The organism is Flavobacterium araucananum (assembly GCF_002222055.1).
Lineage (GTDB): Bacteria > Bacteroidota > Bacteroidia > Flavobacteriales > Flavobacteriaceae > Flavobacterium > Flavobacterium araucananum.
In genome coordinates this window covers 12,296-36,244 of the sequence record NZ_MUGS01000028.1, presented here as the reverse complement: position 1 = coordinate 36,244, position 23,949 = coordinate 12,296, and the positions used below count along the sequence as shown (strand labels likewise).

Below are 23,949 nucleotides of genomic sequence, written 5' to 3'. Positions count from 1 at the left end.
ATCAGGAGCTAAATTATTTTTAAGTTTATATTTAATTTTTATTTTCAAAATTTATGCCATTTGTGCACAACTTCCGGCAATTACTTTCAGGCTTTCGTCGAATTGTTTCCAGACTCTGATATAACGAAACGCACCAGCAAGGACATTGTTGTCATAAGTTCCTTTCAGGACCACTATAACGCTAACAACTGCTGTATCCTCAATTATTTTAATAATTTGGTCTGCAGCTTCTAATGTTTCGATTTTCATTTTGCCCGAACGATATGATTCTAAATCGAATTCTTTTGTGATAACTTGTCCGTCTGGTAAATTAAAAAGCAAATCATCGTGCAGCATTTTATCCAACATTGCAACATCAGCATTTTTAATTGCTGTTAAAAGTTCGATTTCAGCATTTACAATAGTTTCTATTTTCATCTGATCAAAAATTAAGGATTACTTTTTTGGTTCTAAAACGGCTTTAATCATGGCATCCTCTTTCAAAATGACGTCATAATAATACAATTCACCATACAGTTGTCTGGCAAATTCTGCGGTAATGTAACGATTTACCAACGCTTTGGTTTTATCTAATTTTAAATCCAGTCCAGTTGCTAAAACATAGGTTCTAAACTTTTTAAAATACAGATCTGAATTTTTCATCTTAGTCAGAAACTCATTAAAATGGACACCTGCAAAAGCATTTCTGTTTTTATCGAGTTCTTCAAAAACAAAATGACCAACAATACCGGTTTGAAGTAAATAAGCAACATTTTCGTTTCCGTGTTCAGCCTCCATTGGCACAAAAACATCCGGAACAATTCCGCCACCACCGTAAACGATTTTACCTTTTGGAGTTTTAAACTTCAAAGAATCTGCCACCTTTATACTGTCTTTTGCATAAAGCTCGCCAGATTTCAGGCGTGATTCTGATTCTTTATAATATTCTTCGTTTCCTTTTTTATAGGGCTTCTGAATCGATCTTCCGGTTGGTGTATAATATCTCGCTACGGTTAACCTGACAGCAGATCCGTCATTGAAATCCATTTCGCGTTGCACCAATCCTTTACCAAAAGAACGACGTCCCACAATAGTCCCGCGATCGCTATCCTGAAGTGCACCAGCCAGGATTTCGCTTGCCGAAGCGCTGTTTTCATTAATTAAAACATAGACTTTTCCTGTTTCAAAACTTCCTGCTTTTGTTGCAAATGTTTTTTCAGTCGTTCCGTTTTTATTTTTAGTAAAAACAATGAGTTGTTTGTCTTTCAAAAACTCATCGGCAACTGCAATGGCTTCTTCCATATAACCGCCACCATTATCACGGAGATCAATAATTAACGACTCGATTCCGTTTTGTTTCAATCTTGTTAAACCGGTTTTGAATTCGTTAAAAGTAGTTTCGGCAAAACGGTTGATTTTTATATAACCTGTTTTGCTATCCAATAATAAAGAAGCATCTACACTTTTAATCGGTATAATATCTCTTTTTACTTTAAACTTTAGTTTCTTTTGTTCTGATTTTCTAAAAACTGTCAATTCAATTTCAGAACCTTTTACCCCTTTTAATTTAGAAAACAAACTGTCTGAGGGCAATCTTCTGCCAAACAATTTAGTTTTTCCGGCAAATAAAATTCGGTCGCCTGATTTTAATCCGGCTTTCGCCGAAGGGCCATTTTCTACTGGTTTTATGATTGCAACAGAATCTTTATACATATAAAAATTAATTCCGATTCCTACGAAATCACCTTTCATACTCTCGGCCACCTCAGCTTGTTCTGTTGGGGGAATGTAAACGGAATGCGGATCTAATTTTGATAAGATATTATCTACGGTAAGGTTTACAATAGAATCTGTATTGATGCTGTCAACATATTCGTTGTTGATAAAATCAATGAGTTTATTCAGCTTTGTTTTCGAATAATTTTTAGCCAAAAGCTGTTCGTCAACGGGAGCATTCATAAGGCTTCCGATGACAATACCAAGCGCAAAAGTCGCTCCGATAATGATTGGCAAATATTTTGAGTTTAATTTCATTACTCTTCTAAAACCGGGATATGTTCGACTTCGATACCTGCTTTTATTAAAAACTGAATTCCGGAATCATCACGATATCCGTTATGATACACTACTCTTTTTATTCCGGATTGATGGATTAATTTACTGCATTCTTTGCAAGGCGAAAGTGTTATATATAAGGTAGCTCCTTCACAGGATTGTGTTGATCTCGCTACTTTCAGAATTGCATTTGCCTCTGCATGCAAGACATCCCAACGGGTTAATCCGTCTTCGTCTTCACAGCAATTTTCAAAACCGGATGGTGTGCCATTATACCCATCAGAAATAATCATTCGGTCTTTTACGATAATAGCGCCTACCTGCTTTCTTTTACAATACGAAAGGGAACCCCATTCTCTGGCAATTCTCAAATAAGCTTTGTCGTATTTATTCAATTTTATTTCTTCCATTTATTTTATCTGTTCCAAATTGGGCTTTCAATAATCATCGGAACTACTACTCCTATAATAAAAGCCGACATTACAAGTGCCCAATCGCGTTTTGAAAAACGAAATACGGTTTGTACAATATAGGATATAAACAATACTACAAAAACCACCACCAACTGAGCGGCTTCGATCCCGAGGGCAAACTCGCCTAAAGGTAGTAATTTTGAACTAGGTGAACCTCCTAAAATAGTCTTGAAATAATTAGAAAATCCAAGTCCGTGTATAATTCCAAAAAACAAGGTTACAAAAAACACCAGATTCAAACCATCGCTTTTGGATGCTTTTCCAGCGGTAAAAAGATTAAAAATTGCCGTTATTAAAATTGTTATCGGAATTAAAAATTCGACAGTATTCACTTTTATTGCAATGATTCCGTAAACCGAAAGCAATAAGGCTACTGTATGACCAATTGTAAAAACAGAAACAAGCAACAAAATGCGTTTCCAGTCTTTAAACAAATAAGGTGTTGTTAATGCAATTAAAAAAAGAACGTGATCGTAAGCGTGAATATCCAAAACGTGCTTCAATCCTATTTGAAAATAAATCCAAAATTCTGACATACGGGTAATACTATTAAATGATTAGGGGTTGTAAACTTACGATTTATTTTGAAAAAGTAATGACCTCTACTATTAAATGAATGAATATTGATACGTTAAATTTTATGAGAAAATTAAAATTATTAATTTAAAATAAAATTTATCTTTGTGGCATAAAAAAATTATAATTATGTCATTTTCAGATTTATTTGATAGCGAATTCAAACAAAGAAATAAAGGCCACTTTTCAGCTATTGTTCGTGTAGCATTAGCAGATGGAATTGTTCTTCCGGAAGAAAAAAATTTCTTAGACAAATTAGCTTCACGTTTAGAAATTTCAGAAACTGAATACGAAGAAATTCTTAACGATCCATTAAAATATCCTATCAACCCACCTTATTTACATGTTCAACGTTTAGAGCGTTTGTATGATTTGACAAGAATGGTGCATGTTGATCATCATCTTGAAGACCAGCAAGAAGTAATGTTAAGAAAATTAGGTATTGCTTTAGGATTTACGCCAAGCAACGTAAACTATATCATTGCAAAAGCTTTGTCCCTTGTAGATAAAAAAGTAGATGGTGATACTTTTGTTTACGAAATGCAACACATGCATAAATAGTATACAGTCGCAGACTTGAAAAAAGTTTTCAGTCACAGTTTTCAGTTTTCAGACTTGAAAACAGTATTCAGTCTCAGTTTTCAGGCTAAATGTTATATAAAAACAAACCCGACAGATTTTAAAAATCTGTCGGGTTTCCTATTTTTATTAACACTTGTTACCGCAAACTGTGACTGAAAACTGTGACTGAAAACTGCGACTGAACACTGTGACTGTGACTGAACACGGTGACTGCGACTGAAAACTAAAGAGCTTCCGCCATAAACTCTTCGGCTTTTTCGACCATATTATAACTTCCGCAGAAAAACGGAACTCGCTGATGCAATTCTGTTGGCTGAATTTCCATAATTCTTCCAAAACCGTCTGTTGCTTTTCCTCCTGCCTGCTCTGCAATAAACGCCATTGGGTTACATTCGTATAATAAACGCAACTTTCCTTTTGGTGCTTTTGAACTTGTTGGGTATAAATAAATTCCGCCTTTGATCATATTTCGATGAAAATCAGAAACTAAACTTCCTATATATCTTGAGGTATAAGGTCTGTCTTCTTCTTCTCTCTGACAATATTTAATATAATTTTTTACGCCTTGCGGAAAATGAACATAATTTCCTTCGTTTACAGAATAGATGTGTCCGTCTCGCGGAAATTTCATATTGGGATGCGAAAGATAAAAAGTACCAATCGCCGGATTAAGTGTAAAACCATTTACTCCATGACCTGTAGTATACACAAGCATGGTAGAAGTTCCATAAATTACATAACCTGCTGCCACCTGATTGATTCCCGGTTGTAAAAAATCTTCGCTTGTTACCGGGGTTCCTATTGGTGTAATGCGTCTAAAAACTGAGAAAATGGTTCCTACAGAAACATTTACATCAATGTTTGAAGACCCGTCCAAAGGATCCATTAAGATCACGTACTTGTTATTATGACTGTTGTCGCTCCCCTGAACAGTTATAAAATCGTCGTTTTCTTCAGAAGCAATACCACAGACAATCTCACGGTTTATTAACGTCTGGATAAATACTTCGTTTGCATAGACATCTAATTTTTGCTGATCTTCTCCCTGAATATTTTGTTCGCCTGCTGCGCCAATAATATCCACCAATCCGGCTTTGTTGACTTTATAGTTCACGACTTTTGCCGCCAAACGTATAGAGTTGATAATTCGGGAAAGCTCTCCCGACGAATACTGAAATGCTTTTTGATTCTCAATAATAAACTCTCCTAGTGTTTTATTGCGTTCTTCCATTACTATATCGTTGTAGTTTTATTTTTAAGTCACAAATATCGTTTTTTTTGTGAGAATGGTTTAAAAATTATTTCGTTAGTTTGCCACTATTGTATATTTGCTAATTAAAGCTGGAAATACCACGTAAAAAAATACATATTTAGCTAATAACTGATTAATAATAAGAATATAGGAAATTGCCTTTTTTAAAATCTTCTGCATTTTTCTGATGCATTACGAATAAAAAGGGTAACATATAATTAAAAAATAACGACCATATAATATGAATATCAGAAAAGGAAATCCTGAAGACATGAAATCGGTTTTAGGATTAATACAGGAGTTGGCAATATTCGAAAAAGAACCGGAAGCTGTTGTTATAACTGTTGCTGATTTAGTGCGTGATGGCTTTGGCGAAAAACCATTGTTTCATGTTTTTGTTGCAGAAATTGAAGACGAATTAAAGAACAAAGAAATAGTTGGTATCGCATTATACTATTACCGATATTCTACCTGGAAAGGAAAAACAATACATCTTGAAGATTTGATTGTAAAGGAAAAGATGCGTGGTACTGGTTTGGGATCTGCACTTTATGCCGAAATCATGCAGCAAGGCAAAAAAGATAATGTAAGAAGAGTAGAATGGAATGTGTTGGACTGGAATACTCCTGCCGTAAAATTCTACGAAAACTCCGGAGCAAAAATTCTTGAAGAATGGCGAGTAGTTCAAATGGATGAAGCAGGAATTAATTCGTTTCTGGACAAACTGTAAAAATATATTTGCCACAGATTTTTCGCCTCGAATTTTCACTAATTAATTCGTGCTAATTAGTAAAATTGCTTCGCCAGTTCGCTATCGCTTGGGTCGTGGCAAGCTGACACAGATTTAAAATCTTTTTAATCATTTAAATCTGTGGCAAAAAAAATATAAAGAAACACTAGATTTCATGTAATCTGAAATCTAAAATTAAAAATCTAAAATTAAAAATGAGAGTATTTAAATTTGGTGGAGCATCAGTTAAAGATGCTGATGGAATTAAAAACGTATACGACGTTTTAGAAAAAGTAGGTTACGAAGATGTAATTTTGGTCGTTTCGGCGATGGGAAAAACTACAAATGCTCTTGAGGTTGTTATCAAGAATTATTTTGATAAATCGGCAGAGTTGAACTCCTCTGTTCAGGAAATCAAAAAATATCACAATCAGATTTTATTAGATTTATTTGAAGACGAAAAACACGAGGTTTTTACTGCTGTAAAAGCTCAGTTTTCTGAATTAGAATATTTTCTGGCACATAATAAATCTCCTAATTATAATTTTGTTTACGATCAGATTGTAAGCTTTGGAGAGTTAATTTCGACTACGATCTTAAGTCATTATATGAATTTTAGAGGGATTCAGACGCAATGGCTTGATGTTCGTAATTTTATTAAAACTAATGCAAATTACAGAGATGCGGAGGTTGATTGGGAAACGACGCAACAATTGATCAGCAAAAATGTAAAGCGCAAAATATTAAACATCACGCAGGGTTTTTTAGGTGCTGACGAAAACAATTTTACGACTACTTTGGGTCGTGAAGGTTCTGATTATACTGCCGGAATTTTTGCTTATTGCTTAAATGCCGAAAGTGTTACAATCTGGAAAGATGTTCCGGGTGTTATGAATGCGGATCCCCGTTATTTTGAAAATGCAAGTTTACTAAACCAGATCTCTTATCGTGAGGCGATCGAATTGGCATTTTACGGTGCAACAGTTATTCACCCAAAAACGCTGCAACCATTACAGAAAAAAGAAATCCCGTTGTACGTAAAATCTTTTATTAACCCGTTACTAAAAGGAACTTGTGTTTCTAAAGGTGTAGATCTGGAACCACAATATCCTTGTTTCATCGTAAAAAGAAACCAACTTTTGATTTCGCTTTCGTCAATTGATTTCTCTTTTATTATGGAAGAAAACATCAGTGAGATTTTTGCTTTGTTTCACCAATTTAAAATAAAAGTAAACTTAATCCAGAATTCGGCTATTAGTTTCTCTGTTTGTGTAGAAGACAAATTTGAAAACTTTAGTGAATTGAATGCGATACTTTCGAAAAAATTCAAAGTAGATTACAACGAAAATGTAACTTTATATACTATTCGCCACTTTACGGAACAAGCTGCACAAACTGTTGAAGAAAACAAAGCTGTTTTACTAAAACAAGTAAGCCGCGAAACGATGCAAATCGTAACTAAAGAGATCGATTAAATCTTTTTTATTAGCGTTAATTATACTATTCAACTATATTCAGAAAAGGCTTCCCTTAATGGTGACGCCTTTTTTATTTTTACCTCGCTCTATTATTTTCGGTCTGTTCAATCTCTGATTTCTTAAAAACCTGTTTCTTTGAATTTCCAAAACTATACGTTGCAATTAGTTTAAAATAGTTCGTCGTATAGGTTCTGTGATAATAGATTTCGGTTTGCCCTACATCATAATTACCGGAAACCATAAAGTCATGAAAAATATCATTTGCGGTAAAATTGAGTTTTAGCGCCTCTCTGAAAAAGTTTCTTTCGATCCCTAAAGTAACTGTCGATCTGCTATTTTCACTTCGTAATCCGTAACTCTTATCACCAAGATACCAGGCAAGCAATTGAACTTTAAAAAGATTAGGAATCGTAAATGTATTATTAGAATATAAATAGATTTGAGGTTTGACCGGACCCAAAGTATATTGGTAAAAATTATCGATCGATTTACTTAAATTCATACTAATGGTATTCGTTGAATTCCACCATTTATTAGTAAATGATCTTGAAAGCGAAGTAAAAAAGGTATGCTCTTTTTCTATATTTAATGATCGTAAAATATAACTATTTGGTGTGTCGCCACGCAAAGCAGCTCCAGAAATTGGATCTGTTTTATAGGTATAGCCTATTTTAAAATCAAACTTTTTGTACATCGCACCCATTTCAAAAGCATGAACTTTCTCGGGCAACAAGTTCGGGTTACCTTCTATAGTCGTAAACGGGTCCTGATAAATAACATACGGATTTAACCCCTGATATCGTGGCCTTGTTATTCTGGAAACATACGATGCATGCACTTTCCAATCATTCGAAACATCCATATTTAGCAGCACATTTGGAAAAAAATTGCCATAACTTTTTTTGAATTCCTGAACTCCGTTTGCAGTGGTATACAAATCATAATTCGTCCATTCGCCTCGGGCGCCAACCGAAAAATTGAACTTTTCTCCTATTGAGCTTCCGTAATTAAAATAAGCGGCACTGATTTTTTCAATGTATTTAAAATCACTCGAAAGTTGATCATCAGGTTCAAATGCGCCATTTTCAAAATCAGAAATTAGGAAATCTGTTCCTGATTCTATTGTCGCATTGCTGTACTTTGCTCCAGTTTCGAGCTTTGTACTTTCATTTATCCTTTTAGAATAATCGGCCTGAATGCTTATAATATCAATTGTATTGTCGACATTATTCTTCAAATACTTTTCAGCATTGTGTTCGTCAATCCAACTATTTTCATCAATAAAATCTTTTATAGTTCCGTTATAATTAGAGTATTGCGTTCCTATAAATAAAGATGAACCTTTACGATCTGTTATGGCATTATAATTCAGGTTAATGAACTGATTCAACAGTACATCATTTTTAGCAATATCTGTTGCATAAAAACTATTTCCTGTGTTGTTTGCAATTGAATTTCGGCTTTCTACAACTCCTCCTAAATCTTCAATATTGCCGCTATATGCCAAAGAGATATAATTCTTTTCTGAAAAAGCATATTGCAATCCAAACCCAAAATTCGAATAATTATTAAACTGACGTTTCCAATCTGTGGTTAATTCAGATCGCATATAATCCTCAGGATTGGGTCTTGTTCTGGTCGTATACAATAATTCGCGGCCTTTGCCCAATTGCAAGCCGTAATTTGTTATAAACGAAAACTTTCCTTTTGTATAATTAAAATCTAAAAGTGTATTAGTGCTCGTTCCGGCAAATTCTGAAACGGTAACTTGTTGACTCGCGCTTCCTAACATTCCGTTTTCTATATTTTTTTTGGTAATAATATTGATAACCGCTTTTCCTTCGGCATCATATTTCGACGATGGATTAGAGATTACTTCAATCTTCAGGATTTGCGAAACCGGAATTGCGGCAAAACGTTCGTAATTAATCAAAATTCCGTTTAGGTAAATGATCGCTTCGCCTTTTCCGAGTACACTAATTTGGCCTTCGGCAACAATAACGTTTGGTACTCTGCCTAATAATTCATTGACTGAACTACTTGTAGAAAGTATTGTATGGGCAACATTCACGTCGATCGTACCGTTTGCAGAATACTTTACTAATCCTGCTTGTCTTTTAATGACGACTTCGCTTAACTCATTGTTCCTGCTTGCCTCTTTTTCTTGAATTGTTTTTGTCGACTGGGCTTTTGATGCTACCGAATGAAAAAGAATAAAGTAGACATAAATGAAAACTGCAACGAGTAATCTCATGATTTTTTTACGATTAAAATTTGACTTATTGTTAAGACAAAAGTCAGCTCTTAATAGTAATATCAGGTAATCAAAACATAAATCAGGAGTACGGATTTATAAATCTACACTTGGCTCTAAGCTCTTAAAGCTTGATTTTGATAATTTAAAGGAGTTGTACCTGTTTGTTTTTTAAAGGCAGAAAAAAAAGTCGATTTAGAATTAAAACCCACATCATAACCTATCGATTCTAAAGTAAGCTTATCGTTTTGAGCCATAATCTCGCAAGCTTCTTTTATTCTGAATTCATTAACAAAACTGGTAAAATTCTTGTTTAGATTATTATTTAAAAGTTGTGATAATTGATGGCTTGATATATTGATTTCTTTAGACAAATCCTGCAATGTAAGATTAGGATTTTTATACAATGTTTTTTCATTCATTACCTTTTCCAGCTTTTGCGTAAAAATTTCGGCTTCGGCGGCGTCTATTTTTTTTCCTGCATTCTTTGGTACATTTAGTAAAAACAAGTCATCGGTTCTCTTTCGATATAAAAGAATTGAAATAATTAAATAAAGAATAAACGAAAAAACCATCGCTCCACTAATATAAGTAGCTGCGGGAGCCCTCATTATAGCAAGAAAATAAAAAACAAACAACAGAAGATTGCCCAGAAAAAGCATTCCAAACCAGAATTCAGATGGAGTTGTTTTATGCTTTTTACTTATAATTTTTTGTAGAATTCCTTTGATTACAAATCCTGAAAAAATTATATAAACAAACCATTGCAAATAAATTATTCTGATAAGATAAAATCCCCAAAGTTTTGGATAGTGCTGGTACGGAAATGCAATTCCGACAGAAACAATAAGTAGTGTCAAAAACAAGAATGTAAGTTTCCAGGACTTTGGCATAATACTTACTTCTTCAACTGCTGATTTTAGAAAATAATATAAGCATGGGCCAATAAAAAAGCAGGCTGTAAGCCCAAACTGCAAATACATTTTTGGCAAGGTTGGATCAAAATAAACAAATACTGATTTCCCAATTCTTATACTTAATGCAAATAAAAGCGCGCCTAAGAAATAATTAGTAAGGTATTTTTTTCTGGTAAAAAAAAAGAAATATACTCCCAGAATGATTCCATTGAAAGCTCCCAAAGCGCTAAAAAAGAATAAAAGTTCCTTGCTGGTATCCATAATTCAAGTTTGTTATATCGTAACAAAGCTAAAAAAAATTACGGTTTTCAAACTTTTTTATTCTCTTTCAAATCCTTAATTACTTTTTTCAATTCTTTTATACGTTCTTCATATTGCTCGATTATTTTATCTGGTACTTGAGCAACCTTATCTTCAGGGGCAATTCCTTTTTTATTATTATCTAACCGAAGTAATTCTTCAGGAAGTATCCCAAAAATTTTACTGATTTTTAAAATATGATTTGCCCACGAATGACTTTCTCCGCTTTCCATTCTTGCATAAGCAGATTGTGATATACGCAGATAATCTGCCACTTCTTCTTGCGACATCTTTTTATCCTTTCGAAGAATTTTAAGTTTATTACCGACTACTACATTCATAATTGACAGAGTTTTTACCTAGTAAAACTATAGAGGACAATTTTATAGAAATATACTCACAAAAAATGAATTATTTTTAAATAAAAAACAGATCTAACTTACTTCCTGAAAAAATACCCGATAATCACATAATACAAACACTAACAAAACTGTAATTTAGGCATGCCAAAAAACAAATAAATAATTCTGTACTTTATTAAACCTAAAGTTTAGCAAAGTGCAAACCAAAAAACTACCAAACCCCATGATTAACTCAGCATTACTTTTATCTCTTTTAGTGATTATAATCGCACTAGGATACCGATTTAGTAAAAAATACCCCTAACAACATCTCTTAAAGCCCGCCCCAAAACTATACCTAATGAATAATAACGAACCTACTGAAGATACCAAAAGCCAATGGAACAATGATCCTGATAATTGGATTTGGGGCATCTTCTATCACAATCCAAAAGACAATAGATTATTTCCTGCAAAAAGAATAAAGCAACTGGGCTGGACGATTAATTTTGCCAACCCTAATTCTGTATTTCTTGCTTTAATTGCAATCGCATTTGTTCTCATTATAATAGAGAACATCAAGCCTGCTTAAGCCTGAAACAAATGATTGGTCCAGATCTCTTTATTCTATAATAACATGAAATTTTTTATCGTAAAATACAGCATAGCCATTATAAGCTGTTTCTATTTAGCTTATTTTTTTTACAACCCGGATCGTATTGGTAATATGATAAAAATGGGGACTTCAATTGTTTTAGCAATTGCTATTTCTGTCTCAATGTTTTATCAAATAAAAAATGGCCGATAATATCTGTCTTAAGTTTAAAATTGGACTTTTCTTGTTTTTAATCGCGCCTCAATCAAAATCAGGAGATCAAAAACAGTTAAAAAGTACCTAAGGCAATGACTCGAAATTTCCCGATTATAAATACTACTTTTGGTTTTTTAGAGTTAAAGTATTTATGTTGAAAAAATTACTGTTTTTAACGGTTATGATTTGGTATTCCGGGCTTCAGGCACAGGAAACGGAATCACCGTATAAAACCAAAAAAGTAATTGTAAGCAGGGATACCATTCATCTGGAAGAGTTCAGTATAAATTCGAGTTTTTTTGAGATTCTAAATACCAAAAAAGAACCTTTAGATGCTACTTTTTATAAAATTGATTTTCAAAAAGGAACTTTAATTTTTAATGAAAAATTAGGCGTTACTCCAGATACTTTAATCGTAAATTATTTAAAATATCCTGATTTTTTGACTAAAGAATACAGTCTTTACAAATCAGATCAGGTTGTTACAAATGATGTTGGTTCAGAAAAATTATACAAGATAGACAATACTACTACTAAAAAAGTTACTCCTTTTGATGGTTTAACCACTTCTGGTAGTATTACTCGTGGTGTTACTGTGGGCAACAATCAAAACACGGTTTTAAATTCTAATCTGGATCTTCAGATTACCGGAAAAATATCCGATAAAATTAGTTTACGAGCTTCCTTGCAGGATAATAATATTCCGTTGCAAGATGGTGGTTATTCTCAAAAGCTGGATCAGTTCGATAATATTTTCATGGAACTTTTTAGTAACGACTGGAACATTCGCGCCGGAGATGTTTTTCTGGAAAACAAGAAAACTCAATTTTTAAATTTCAATAAAAAAGTACAGGGACTTTCGACAAGTTTTGATTTTGGGACTGAGGAAAGTAAAACTAATATTTTTGCTTCGGTTGCTTTTGTAAAAGGGCAATATGCCAAAAGTACTTTTACAGGACAGGAGGGTAATCAGGGACCGTATAAATTAAAAGGTCAAAACGGCGAATTGTATGTTCTGGTAATTTCAGGATCTGAACGGGTATATGTAAATGGTATTTTACTAAAACGTGGCGAAAACAATGATTATGTGATCGATTATAATGCCGGAGAAATCATTTTTACCTCGCTTTTTACCATTACTTCTGAAATGCGAATTAATGTCGAATACCAATATTCCGAAAGAAATTACAACAGACTGGTTACTTACGCAGGTGCCACTCATGAAAACAAAAGCTGGAGTTTTGGCGGTTATGTCTATTCTGAAAACGACATGAAAAATCAGCCTTTGCAACAAAATCTCTCTACGGAGCAGGTTCAGATTTTAAGTCAGGCGGGAGATGATCCCAATTTAATGAAAGCCCCATCTGCTTATGTAGATACTTATGCTGACAATAAAATTTTGTATAAAAAAATAATGGTCAATGCCGTTGAAGCTTATGAATATTCAAACGATGCCAGCAATGTTTTATACAATGTAAAATTTAGTCTCGTGGGCAATAATTCCGGAAATTATACAATTCAGAACAACAACTCTGTCGAACGAATTTACCAATATGTTGCACCGGTAAACGGGATTTTGCAAGGAAACTACGAACCCATCGTTAATCTGGTTGCCCCCATAAAATTGCAGGTTGCTACGTTTTTAGGAAAATACAATCCGGACGAAAAAACATTGGTTGATTTTGAACTTGCAATAAGTAATAATGACAAAAATTTATTTTCGAAAATTGATGATTCTGACAATGACGGAATTGCGCTGAAAACCAATATTAAAAAACGCCTTTTTACCCGAAACTGGACTTTAGATGGTTTTGCAAATTATCAGTTTGTTCAGGAAGATTTCAGGTCTGTAGAACGTTTATATAATATCGAATTTAACAGGGATTGGAATCTAAACGGGACTCTTTTGGGCAATCAAAGTTTATTGGTTACGGGTTTAAATTTTGATTTATATCCTAAAAAAGAAACCGCAAATATTGGTTTGTTTACCTATCAGTTCGAGAAACTAGAATATACAGAAAGTTATTCGGGAACGAGACATACGACAACTGCTTTTTTTAAATTAAAGCAATGGACAATCGAAAATCAAGGTAGTTTTTTGAATACAACTGCTACAAACTCAACTTCAAAATTTATTAGAAACCAGACGAGAACTAAATATCATTTTGGTAAAAACTGGATTGGCGGCAGTTTGCAAATCGAAGACAATCAGCAAAAAGATAAAGTAACGAATCAGTTTTCGGCATTAAGTCAAAGATTCTTAGAATATGGTGCTTTTGTTGGGCGTGGCGACAGTACTAAAGTTTTTCTAGAAATTGGCTATTTACAACGCCGGAATGATAGTTTGCAAAACGGGTTATTACAGCACGTAAACAACTCGCAGACTTATTTTTTAAAATCAAAATTGATTCAAAACAAAACAACCGATTTAGCCGTTTATGCGAGTTATCGCAACCTGGATTTTACGGATTCATCCCGAAAAAACGAGCCTTCCTTAAATTCAAGAGTACTGTATAACGACCGCTTTTTTAATCAGTTCATGCAAACGGGAACGGCTTACGAAACCAGTTCCGGCACAATTGCGCAACAAGAATTTACTTATATCGAGGTTCCAACCGGTCAGGGCGTTTATACCTGGAACGATTATAATGGTAATGGAATCAAGGAACTGGAAGAGTTTGAAATTGCTGCTTTTCCGGATCAGGCAAGATATATCCGGATCTTTTTACCGAACCAGATTTATATTAAAACCAATCAGAATAAATTCTCGCAATCTGTTGCTTTAAATCCTGTGCAATGGCAAAATGAAACAGGTTTCAAAAAACTTGCTTCTTACTTTTATAACCAGACTTCTTTTATTATGGATCGAAAAGTAAAAAGCAAAGGCGAACGTCTGGAACTGAATCCATTTGATTCGTCTGAAGAAAATATCTTGGGATTAAATTCAAGTTTTAGAAATAGTTTTTATTATAATCGAGGCAAACAAAAGCATTCTGTAACCTATACATACCTTATTAATAAAGGTAAAAATCTACTTTCGATCGGGTCGCAAAATGTCAAAAATAGTTCGCATCAATTACAATATACTCATTTGTATGACAAAAGCTGGTTATTCAACTTCTTTACCAAAACCATTAGTACAAATTTGGTTTCAGAGGATTTTGTCGAAAAAAACTATGATTTGCAAGGTTATCAGGTTGCCCCAAAAATCAGTTATTTGTTTTCGAAAAATACCAGTTTAGATTTCTTTTATGAATTTCAAAATAAAGAAAATCAGATTGGAAATTTTGAAACTTTAGTTCAAAACAGGATTGGAACTTCTTTTTCATTTGCGGGTGAGAAAAAGATAACCCTGAATGGTGAGTTTTCTTTTTACCAAAATAAGTTTACCGGAAACGAGTTCTCTTCTGTAGGTTTTCAGATGCTTGAAGGTCTTCAGCAAGGGCAAAATTTAGTCTGGAAATTACTTTTGCAAAAAAACATAACGCAGTTTCTGGATGTAAATCTTAACTACCAGGGTCGAAAAAGTGAAACCGGATCAGTCGTTCATACGGGCAACGTACAACTTCGTGCTTATTTTTAAAGCTTTATGAGAAACGTATTAATAAATTGATTAATTTTAATTGAAATTTAAAACCGTAACCTTATGAAAAAATTACTATTACTTTGTTTTATGGTTGTTTTATCCTCGAATTTCTACGCTCAGGAAACAACTGCGAAAGATGCAAAAAGCAAAACTGAAACTGCGGCTAAGAAGAAAAAAGCAACTGCTGATAAAGCAGCAACAGATGCGAAAAAAGAGGCTACCAAATCTAAAAAAGCCGCCAAAGACGCTACCGATGCTTCGACTGCAGCAAAAAAAGAAAGTGCAACAGCAACTAAAAAAGCAGCAGACAAAGAGGCAGCCAAAGCTAAAAGTGATGCCACAAAAGCATCCAAAAAAGCAACTACAGCAGCTGATGGTGCAAAAGCTGATGCAAAAAAAGCTGGAACTAAAGCTGATGCTGCAAAAAAAGATGCTACAGCAGCTACAAAAACCAGTACTAAAACATTAAAAGAAACAACCGAAAAAGCGCCAAAAGTAGCAGATAAAGTTACTGGAGAGTATAATGGTAAAAAAGTATATACAGGACCAAAAGGGGGTAAATACTACATTAATAAAAACGGTAACAAAACATATATTCAGGATTAATAACAATCTTGCTGTTACAGAAAAGGAACTATTTAATTAGTTCCTTTTTTTTTGCAAAATACTTAAAGAAGCCTGAAACCAGTTAACATATAAGTAACCTTAAGCCGTAATTAGTAATTTTATTTAAGTCTTTTAACGTATTATATAGCCTGAGCAAGAAGATAGAGTTAATAATTTAGTAATATGTGCGAAATAACATAAAAAACATATTTCTTTATCTTCGTTTTTAAAAAGCGTTAAACTATGAGCATTGACTATTCTGCAAACAAAACAATTTTAGTTGCTCCATTAAATTGGGGATTAGGACATGCTACAAGATGTATCCCTATTATAAAAGCGCTTCAGGAAAACAATTTTATCCCTATAATAGCTTCTGATGGTGTTGCATTGGCGTTATTACGAAAAGAGTTTCCGTACATTCAAACCCTTGAATTACCTTCTTATCATATAGAATATGCAAAGAATGGTAAAAACTTTAAGTGGAAACTGATCAAAAACTTACCTAAAATGATTGTCGCTATTTTAGACGAGAAAAAAATGGTAAATGGCTGGATCAAAAAACACGGTATTGATGGTATTATATCTGATAACCGATTGGGCGTTTATAGTAAAAAAGTACCCTCTGTTTTTATGACGCATCAATTGAATGTAATGACCGGAAATACGACCTGGTTTACAAGCAAATGTCATCAGCATATTATAAAAAAATATACACAATGCTGGGTTCCAGATACAAACGATGCTACAAATCTAACGGGTGAATTGGGACATCTAAAAACAGATCACCTAAACTTAAAATACATTGGTCCTTTGAGCCGAATGCGCAAAAAGGAAACCGAAAAGTTATATGATTTAATGATTATTTTATCCGGACCTGAACCTCAGCGTACTTATCTGGACGAGAAATTGCAAAGAGAAATTGTTAATTACAAAGGCAAAGTTGTTTTTGTACAAGGGATTGTAGAAAAAACACAAACCAAATGGCAGGCCGGAAATGTGACGTATTATAATTTCATGAACTCAAAACAACTGGAACAAACTTTTAACGAAAGTGATTTTGTTTTATGCCGTTCGGGATATACCACTGTAATGGATTTGGCAAAACTGGGCAAAAAAGCATTTTTTATTCCAACTCCCGGGCAATATGAGCAAGAATATTTAGCGATAAAACTACAGAACGAGAATCTGGTACCGTATGCAATGCAAGACGACTTTACCATTGATGATCTTTCAAAAGTAAAGTCGTTTAAAGGTTTGACACAGTTTAACGATGCTATAGATTGGGATTCGCTGTTTACCGTTTTTGAAGACTAAAGGTGTATAGTGATGCGCATTTTTTGCCACAGAATAATTTATTCTGCCACGAATTTCACGAATTTACACTAATTAATTCGGGCGAATTCGTGAAATTTGTGGCGAACTTATACCTATTTTAAAATCATTTGGTTTAGAAATTAAACTGGGCTTGTAAACGCAACAAGTTTCCTTGTTGGCGGTTTATTGGCAATGCACTGTCTTCAAAAGTTCTGTCGGCAATAACGTATTCAGCCGTAAGTTCGAATGCCTTAATAGGCTGCCATTCTATACCTATTTCATAATCTCTAACGACATAACTTCTGGCATCTTTTTCATATTTTTTACCTCCGTCATAATATTGAAATTTTGCAAAAGGATAGATATGCTGTTTTTTTACATCTAACTTATAATTAAGCAAAACATAACCTCCGTTTAAATCTGTTTCGTCGACGGTATTGGTTACGGTATTGTAACGAGGTCCTCTACCCACATTATATTCTGTTTGAATCCCGAACGGTCTTGGATACAAAACAAAAGTTGCTCCTACTCTCTGATCTTTTACATATTGAGGATCATCGACTTTTACTCCGGGTGAAATTTCGCCTGTAAAAGCCCATTTACCGGTATATGCCTGAATTCCGGGCTCGATAATCTGGCTTCCGATAACAAAAGGATAAGTCAGTCTGGCAACAACATTCAGGTCTCTGTTGCCATCAAGCTTATTGGCTATTTGCCCATTATAAACTCCAAAAGCAAAAACACCAAAATCTCCAGAACCTTTGTAACCATCTTTTACCAACATTGCAAAACGCTCTCTAATTTGAGCCGGAGCCCAATAAAAGAACAATCCTAAATCACGTTCGTTTAATATTGCACTATTCATCGCATCGTTACGATCTAAAGCCAATCGCTGCGAACTTGATTGCATGTTTTCGAAACCATACGGAATCTTACTTTGCCCAACTCTCACGCGATATTCCTTTTTCTTATCAAACGAAAGGTCAAAATACAGGTCACGAATTTGAACAAAATTTTGAATTCCGGTACTTGGTGAACTGGCAAAATCGGGTTGAAAATAGAAAAACACATTGGGGTGAACTTGTCCTGAAAATACTAAACGCGCCCGTCTGATAAAAAGTCCGTTGTTTGATTTTGCATCGGGATCTGTAGACGTAGTTCCCCATGATTTATCGCATTGCTCGCAGGAAACCTTATCATTGGTAGAGAACAAACCATTGTATCGTATTTGTGCATAACCTCTTAGCGAGATTCTGTCGTACCAATGTTCTTCGCCACTAACTCCTGACTTGGTATCCGGAAGTTTTGCTTTATTGATAGAATCTAAAATGCGAATTACTTCATTTTTTACATCCTGTTTATTCAGATCCTGAGCACTTACAGCAAAATTTATAAGCAGTAAAGCAGCAACTAATTTTCTTTTTATCATCCTTTCTCTAATTCCCTTAATTTCAAGGTACAAAGATGTGTCACCAATGTTAAGAAATCATTAACAAGATGTTACCATAATAAAAATTTATTGTTACGAAGCTCCGGCGTAAGTTGATTAATTGTTAAAACACCCTGTTTTAAGGTGTTTCACACAATTTAGCTTACAATTTTTTAACTTCGATTTTTTGAGCTTTTAAAGCTTTTTCAAGTGTAAAAGAGAATTCAGAACCAATTCCGAATTCACTTTCGACATAAACCTTCTCTTTATGTGCTTCTATGATATGTTTTACAATTGCCAGTCCTAAACCGGAACCACCTTCAGATCGGGTTCCGCTTTTATCGACTCTGTAAAAACGTTCAAAAAGTCTTGGAATATTTTGCTTTTCAACTCCTTCTCCGTTATCGCTAATGCGAATTAAGACTTTTTTCTTGGTTAGATTGACCACGCCAACCTCTGTTAAACCGCCATCTTTACCATATTTGATAGAGTTGACAATTAGGTTTTCAAGAACTTGCTGAATTCTGTCCTGATCTCCGCGCACGATAACCGATTGTACATTTTTGCTTTCAAAAGCCAATTTAATTTTCTTTTTGTCTGCTTTCATTTCCAGCAATTCAAAAACATTCTGGATCAGGTCGACAATATTAAAATCGGTAATCATTAAATCCAGATCACCGGATTCTAGTTTGGTAATCATATCCAGATCCTCGACGATGTAGATCAATCGTTCTACTCCTTTTTCGGCTCGTTTTAAATATTTTTTTCTAATATTTTTATCATCCATTGCACCATCAAGCAAAGTCGAGACATAACCCTGAACGGTAAACAAAGGTGTTTTAAGTTCGTGCGAAACGTTTCCTAAAAACTCTCTTCTGTATTGCTCGCGAATTTCAAGCATTTCGATTTCTAACTTTTTATCAGTAGCAAACTTTTTTACTTCCCGCGAAAGCGTTTCCATATCTGTAGTTATGGGCTGATTGATAAGTGTTGTCGATTCTAACAACGAAACCTCATCATAGATTTTTTTAACTCGTCTATAGATAAAGCGTTCTACACGATATTGCAAGACTAAAAAGGAGAAAATATAAATTGATATTATAAAAATTATCCCGAATGCAACCTGATGGTTTAATTCGTTTTTATAAAAGAGATTCAGCAATATCAGTACAAATCCTGTTGCAAAAAGACTAATATATAATGCTGACTTTACAGCAAATTTGTATGTTTTTTTAAAATTAATTTTCATTGAAATTATTGCCCCATTAAGAGATTAAGAAAAATTAAACTTAACTCAAAAACCATATAAGAAATTAAAGCTCAAATAAATATAATGAACTTCCATTTCTTATATGGTTTAAATTTATTAATGTTTTTAAACTATTGAAATCTTAACTAAAATTCTGCAGTTACTCAACCTTAGCAGCTTAGTACCTCAGAACCTCAGCATCTTAAAAAGATTAGACTTCAAATTTATAACCAACTCCTTTGATGGTTTTAAAAAGGTCTTCTCCTATTTTTTCACGTAGTTTTCTGATATGCACATCTATTGTTCTACCTCCTACTACAACTTCATTACCCCAAACTTTATCCAGGATTTCGTCTCTTTTAAAAACTTTGCCTGGTTTTGAAGCCAATAAATAAAATAATTCGAATTCTTTTCTTGGTAAAGCAATTTCGACATTGCCTTTTATGATCTTGTACTCTTCACGGTTAATCTCGATTCCGCCAACATTTAGGGTGTCGCTAACCACTTCTTGTTCTTTTAACCTTCTTAACAAAGCCTTTACTTTGCTAACCAATAATTTTGGTTTTATTGGTTTGGTGATGTAATCATCTGCACCTGCATCAAAACCAGCAACTTGCGAATAATCCTCACTTCTTGCCGTTAGGAATGTTATGATAACATTATTTAATTCAGGAATTTTTCTAATGTGTTCACAAGCTTCCATTCCATCCATTTCGGCCATCATTACATCCATAATAATTAGGTCCGGCAATTCTTTCTGAGCCTTTGCTATAGCTTCTTTTCCATTCGAAGCAGTAACAATCTGATAGCCTTCCTGAGCAAGGTTATAGCCAACGATTTCTAAGATATCTGGTTCATCGTCAACTAATAAAATCTTGGTTTGTGTTTTTTTCATAAATAGCAAAAATTGAGATTTTTACATCAAATTTTCTTTATAATACATTCGATGTTTTTTATTTCACAGCGTAAATATACTAACAAAATAACCGTTAAAAATTGTGGTTAACGGTAATTTAATCTGGTAACAATTTGATAATCTACAAGACACAAAAACATAACAAGTGCCTAACATGAACTTTACACGGCGTTTCTTTCTTTGCACAAAAATAAATTAAACACAACACTGAAATGAAATTCAATTTAAAATTTCTATTTATTACATTATTTATTTGTACGATTTCGGTCGCGCAAAACAAAGGTACGATTTCTGGTGTATTAACCGACAAAGAAACCAACAATGAAGTTTTACCTTTCGCGAATGTATTAGTAAAAGGAACTAATACTAGCGCGAACACTGACATTGACGGAAAATATTCGTTGAACGTAAATCCGGGAGATTACATCATTATTTTTAGTTTCGTTGGATATGAGTCTGTAGAAAGACCTGTAACCGTTAAGGCAAATGAAACTATTACTGTTAATCAAGTACTTTCATCTGGTAGCTACACTCTTAAAGATGTGGTTGTAAAATCATCTGCAGGAAACAAGCAAAAGGAATCGGCATTATTATTAGATCAAAAAAATGCTGTAGATATAAAACAATCTATAGGAGCACAAGAGCTTTCTAAAAAAGGAGTTAGTGATGTTGCCAATGCTGTTATAAAAACTACAGGTATTACTAAACAAGAAGGAACTGGTAATATTTTCGTAAGAGGCTTAGGAGACCGTTACAATTCTACTACAATGAATGGTTTACCAATACCATCTAATGATCCTGAAAAGAAAAATATCAATCTGGATATTTTTTCAACGGATATTATTGAGTACGTTTCTATCGACAAAGTTTATAATGGTAAATTTTTTGGAGATTTTGCTGGAGGAAATGTAGATATTGTCTCTAAAGATTATAAAGGAAATGGATTTTTTAAAATTGATGTAGAATCAAAAATTAATACAAACGCTGTAGGAGAAAATAATTTTACATTGCAAAAAGGACCTAACGCTTTTGGATTTAGCAAAGCAGAAATTCCAAACAATCCCTTAACATCATATAGTTTTAATACATTACAATTTGAGAAAAAAACACCTATTGCAGGCTCATTCGGAATTTCCGGTGGTGATTCATATAATGTTGGAAGTGAAGGAAAAATTAACATCTTTGGGACTGCTTCTTTTACTAATGACTATGCTTCAAGAACTAACGGAACTGCAAAAGGAAGCGTTAATGCTGCAGGTGTTGCTGGTAAGGATTTAGATTATAAATACCTTGCTTATAACACTAATACAACCGCTATGTTCAACGCAGGATACAAAATTGATACCAACAACAAAATCAATTTTAACTCTTTGTACATCAATACATCTTCACAAAAGAAAGAAGAATCTTCTGGATATATAGTTGATTTAGCAAATGACGGAAATGGTTATATTCGTAGAAATGAATATGAAAAAACTGATTTATGGGTAAATCAATTATTAGGGGAACATAAATTAAGCGAAAGAAGTACTTTAAATTGGGGTGGGTCTTACAACATTGTAAACCAAAGTATTCCAGACAGAACATACAATACCTTAAATAAAATTGATGGTAATTATGTTATTAACTCTCAATCTGCACCAAATAACAATCGTTATTTTCAAGATCTAAAAGAAAATGAATTAGCTGCAAACTTATCTGTAAATTATAAGTTTAACAAAAGCGAAGAAGGAGATTACAAAGGAAAATTTACTGTAGGTTATAACGGAAGATTTAAAAACAGAGACTTTGAGGCAACTCAATTCAATCTTAAAACTGTAACATCTCCTGTTTCTCATACTGGCGATATTGTTGATCCAAATAATCTGGATTTGTTTTATAATCAACAAAACTTTGCGAACAACTTCTTCACAATTTCAACTTTCCGTGGAGGTCCAGAAGTATCTAACGCACTTGATCCACAAACTTATGGTGGAGATCTTACTATCAATGCCGGATTCTTAAATACAGAATACAAATTTAACACTAAACTTACAGCCGTTTTAGGATTAAGAGCGGAAGTTATTACACAAAATGTTGAATGGAGCACACAATTAGATCCTGATGGAGGAAATGATAAACTGGAGAAAACAGCTTTTTTACCTAGTTTAGTTTTAAAATACGAACTTAATGACAAACAAAATTTACGTTTAGGATTCAGTAAAACTTACACGTTACCTCAGTTCAAGGAAAGATCTCCTTTTATCTATGAGGAATTTTTGCAAGCTAAAGTTGGTAACCCATTTTTATATGCTTCAGATGATTACAACTTGGATATAAAATGGGAAATGTTTCCACAAAGTGATGAAGTTCTTTCTGTAACAGCATTTGGAAAATATATTTTGAATCCAATTAATGAGGTTATCATTAACTCTTCTACAAATGACATCTCTTATGTAAACTCAGGAGATTACGGCTATGTAGCAGGAGCTGAATTAGAGTACAAAAAAGTACTTTTTAATTTTGACAGTGAAAACACAAAAAAATTAACAGGAGGACTTAATGCATCTTACCTATACAGTAAACAAGAATTAAACGACGAAAAAGTTCTTGAAGAAACTAACGGAACACGCCCAACTACTTTTACTAATAAAACTGGTAAATTTACAGGAGCTTCTCCTTTATTACTAAATGCTGACATCTCTTTTTACAACGAATGGAACGACAAAAATAGTAACCTGACTACAACTTTAGCTTACAATTATTTCTCTGATCGTGTAAATGCAATTGGAACTCTTGAAAAGGGTGATTTAGTTGATAAAGCTGTTGGTTCGTTAGATTTTATTGCAAAATCTAAACTAAGCAAGAATTACGGACTTGGTTTAGTTGTTAAAAATATTCTAAATCCAACCGTAAACAGAGTACAGGAAAATCAATCTGGAGATGTAAATGTTTTGAGTTACAAAAAAGGTTTAAACTTAAGCTTACAATTTAGCTATGAGTTCTAAATAAAAATATTTTAGATTAATTAAAAAGACAGCTTTTAAAGCTGTCTTTTTTTATTCTATAGATTTTAAATCACATGTTAAGGAATTAACATTGAATTAACACAAGTGCTGCTA

19 protein-coding genes are annotated in these 23,949 nt (G+C 33.6%); 8 read left to right on the top strand and 11 right to left on the bottom strand.

The genetic code is table 11. The annotated features are described in order from the left end of the window. Positions 1-51: 51 nt before the first annotated feature. The 4 genes from B0A64_RS14015 to B0A64_RS14000 are packed head-to-tail and all read right to left on the bottom strand — an operon-like array spanning position 52 to position 3,043. Complete coding sequence (locus tag B0A64_RS14015) at positions 52-417, bottom strand: nuclear transport factor 2 family protein (protein ID WP_089480146.1); 366 nt, start codon at positions 415-417, stop codon at positions 52-54. Between the two features lie 18 nt (positions 418-435). Beyond that, complete coding sequence (locus B0A64_RS14010) at positions 436-2,013, bottom strand: S41 family peptidase (RefSeq protein ID WP_089480145.1); 1,578 nt, start codon at positions 2,011-2,013, stop codon at positions 436-438. Further along, positions 2,013-2,444: a deoxycytidylate deaminase gene (locus B0A64_RS14005; RefSeq protein ID WP_089480144.1), complete on the bottom strand. Its 432-nt coding sequence runs from the start codon at positions 2,442-2,444 to the stop codon at positions 2,013-2,015. Before B0A64_RS14005 ends, B0A64_RS14010 begins: the two co-directional genes overlap by 1 nt. A 5-nt stretch (positions 2,445-2,449) precedes the next feature. Further along, positions 2,450-3,043, bottom strand: coding sequence for a HupE/UreJ family protein (locus B0A64_RS14000; RefSeq protein ID WP_089480143.1), 594 nt, complete (start codon positions 3,041-3,043; stop codon positions 2,450-2,452). Between the two features lie 169 nt (positions 3,044-3,212). Here B0A64_RS14000 and B0A64_RS13995 point away from each other — a divergent pair, with 169 nt between their 5' ends. Beyond that, a complete protein-coding gene (locus tag B0A64_RS13995) occupies positions 3,213-3,644 on the top strand; it encodes a tellurite resistance TerB family protein (RefSeq protein WP_089480142.1) in 432 nt (143 codons plus the stop codon). 244 nt (positions 3,645-3,888) lie between these two features. Here B0A64_RS13995 and fbp read toward each other — a convergent pair whose 3' ends face one another. Beyond that, entirely contained in the window at positions 3,889-4,896 is a 1,008-nt protein-coding gene (fbp, locus tag B0A64_RS13990; RefSeq protein ID WP_089480141.1) for a class 1 fructose-bisphosphatase, read from the bottom strand. A gap of 262 nt (positions 4,897-5,158) precedes the next feature. Here fbp and B0A64_RS13985 point away from each other — a divergent pair, with 262 nt between their 5' ends. Together B0A64_RS13985 and B0A64_RS13980 are read left to right on the top strand one after the other, a co-directional pair. Beyond that, positions 5,159-5,647, top strand: coding sequence for a GNAT family N-acetyltransferase (locus tag B0A64_RS13985; protein ID WP_089480140.1), 489 nt, complete (start codon positions 5,159-5,161; stop codon positions 5,645-5,647). Between the two features lie 215 nt (positions 5,648-5,862). Then, positions 5,863-7,122 (top strand): aspartate kinase, encoded by a 1,260-nt coding sequence (locus B0A64_RS13980; protein ID WP_089480139.1) that lies wholly within the window; start codon positions 5,863-5,865, stop codon positions 7,120-7,122. Between the two features lie 79 nt (positions 7,123-7,201). Here the strand turns inward: B0A64_RS13980 and B0A64_RS13975 are convergent, their stop codons facing one another. The 3 genes from B0A64_RS13975 to B0A64_RS13965 form a co-directional block, all read right to left on the bottom strand. After that, positions 7,202-9,379, bottom strand: a complete 2,178-nt coding sequence (locus B0A64_RS13975; RefSeq protein WP_089480138.1) for an outer membrane beta-barrel family protein — start codon at positions 9,377-9,379, stop codon at positions 7,202-7,204. A gap of 116 nt (positions 9,380-9,495) precedes the next feature. Continuing rightward, on the bottom strand, positions 9,496-10,557 hold the full coding sequence (locus tag B0A64_RS13970; protein WP_089480137.1) for a helix-turn-helix domain-containing protein: 1,062 nt from the start codon (positions 10,555-10,557) through the stop codon (positions 9,496-9,498). Positions 10,558-10,604: 47 nt separating this feature from the next. Next, positions 10,605-10,937, bottom strand: coding sequence for a helix-turn-helix transcriptional regulator (locus tag B0A64_RS13965; RefSeq protein WP_089480136.1), 333 nt, complete (start codon positions 10,935-10,937; stop codon positions 10,605-10,607). Positions 10,938-11,298: 361 nt separating this feature from the next. Here B0A64_RS13965 and B0A64_RS13960 point away from each other — a divergent pair, with 361 nt between their 5' ends. From B0A64_RS13960 to B0A64_RS13945, 4 genes are all read left to right on the top strand, one after another. Then, positions 11,299-11,529 (top strand): DUF5808 domain-containing protein, encoded by a 231-nt coding sequence (locus B0A64_RS13960; RefSeq protein WP_089480135.1) that lies wholly within the window; start codon positions 11,299-11,301, stop codon positions 11,527-11,529. A 370-nt stretch (positions 11,530-11,899) separates the two neighbouring features. Further along, complete coding sequence (locus tag B0A64_RS13955; protein ID WP_089480134.1) at positions 11,900-15,331, top strand: hypothetical protein; 3,432 nt, start codon at positions 11,900-11,902, stop codon at positions 15,329-15,331. A gap of 63 nt (positions 15,332-15,394) precedes the next feature. Beyond that, on the top strand, positions 15,395-15,940 hold the full coding sequence (locus B0A64_RS13950; RefSeq protein WP_089480133.1) for a hypothetical protein: 546 nt from the start codon (positions 15,395-15,397) through the stop codon (positions 15,938-15,940). A gap of 243 nt (positions 15,941-16,183) precedes the next feature. Further along, the gene (locus B0A64_RS13945; protein WP_089480132.1) at positions 16,184-17,254 is read left to right on the top strand and encodes a glycosyltransferase; all 1,071 of its coding nucleotides are present in this window, start codon (positions 16,184-16,186) and stop codon (positions 17,252-17,254) included. Between the two features lie 133 nt (positions 17,255-17,387). Here the strand turns inward: B0A64_RS13945 and B0A64_RS13940 are convergent, their stop codons facing one another. The 3 genes from B0A64_RS13940 to B0A64_RS13930 all read right to left on the bottom strand — a co-directional run bounded on the left by B0A64_RS13940 (position 17,388) and on the right by B0A64_RS13930 (position 20,827). Then, complete coding sequence (locus B0A64_RS13940; protein WP_089480131.1) at positions 17,388-18,683, bottom strand: porin; 1,296 nt, start codon at positions 18,681-18,683, stop codon at positions 17,388-17,390. A 163-nt stretch (positions 18,684-18,846) separates the two neighbouring features. After that, positions 18,847-19,932, bottom strand: coding sequence for a sensor histidine kinase (locus B0A64_RS13935; RefSeq protein WP_089480130.1), 1,086 nt, complete (start codon positions 19,930-19,932; stop codon positions 18,847-18,849). Positions 19,933-20,143: 211 nt separating this feature from the next. Next, positions 20,144-20,827: a response regulator transcription factor gene (locus B0A64_RS13930; RefSeq protein ID WP_041518469.1), complete on the bottom strand. Its 684-nt coding sequence runs from the start codon at positions 20,825-20,827 to the stop codon at positions 20,144-20,146. Positions 20,828-21,060: 233 nt separating this feature from the next. Here B0A64_RS13930 and B0A64_RS13925 point away from each other — a divergent pair, with 233 nt between their 5' ends. Beyond that, positions 21,061-23,835: a TonB-dependent receptor gene (locus B0A64_RS13925; RefSeq protein ID WP_089480129.1), complete on the top strand. Its 2,775-nt coding sequence runs from the start codon at positions 21,061-21,063 to the stop codon at positions 23,833-23,835. Positions 23,836-23,949 lie beyond the last annotated feature (114 nt).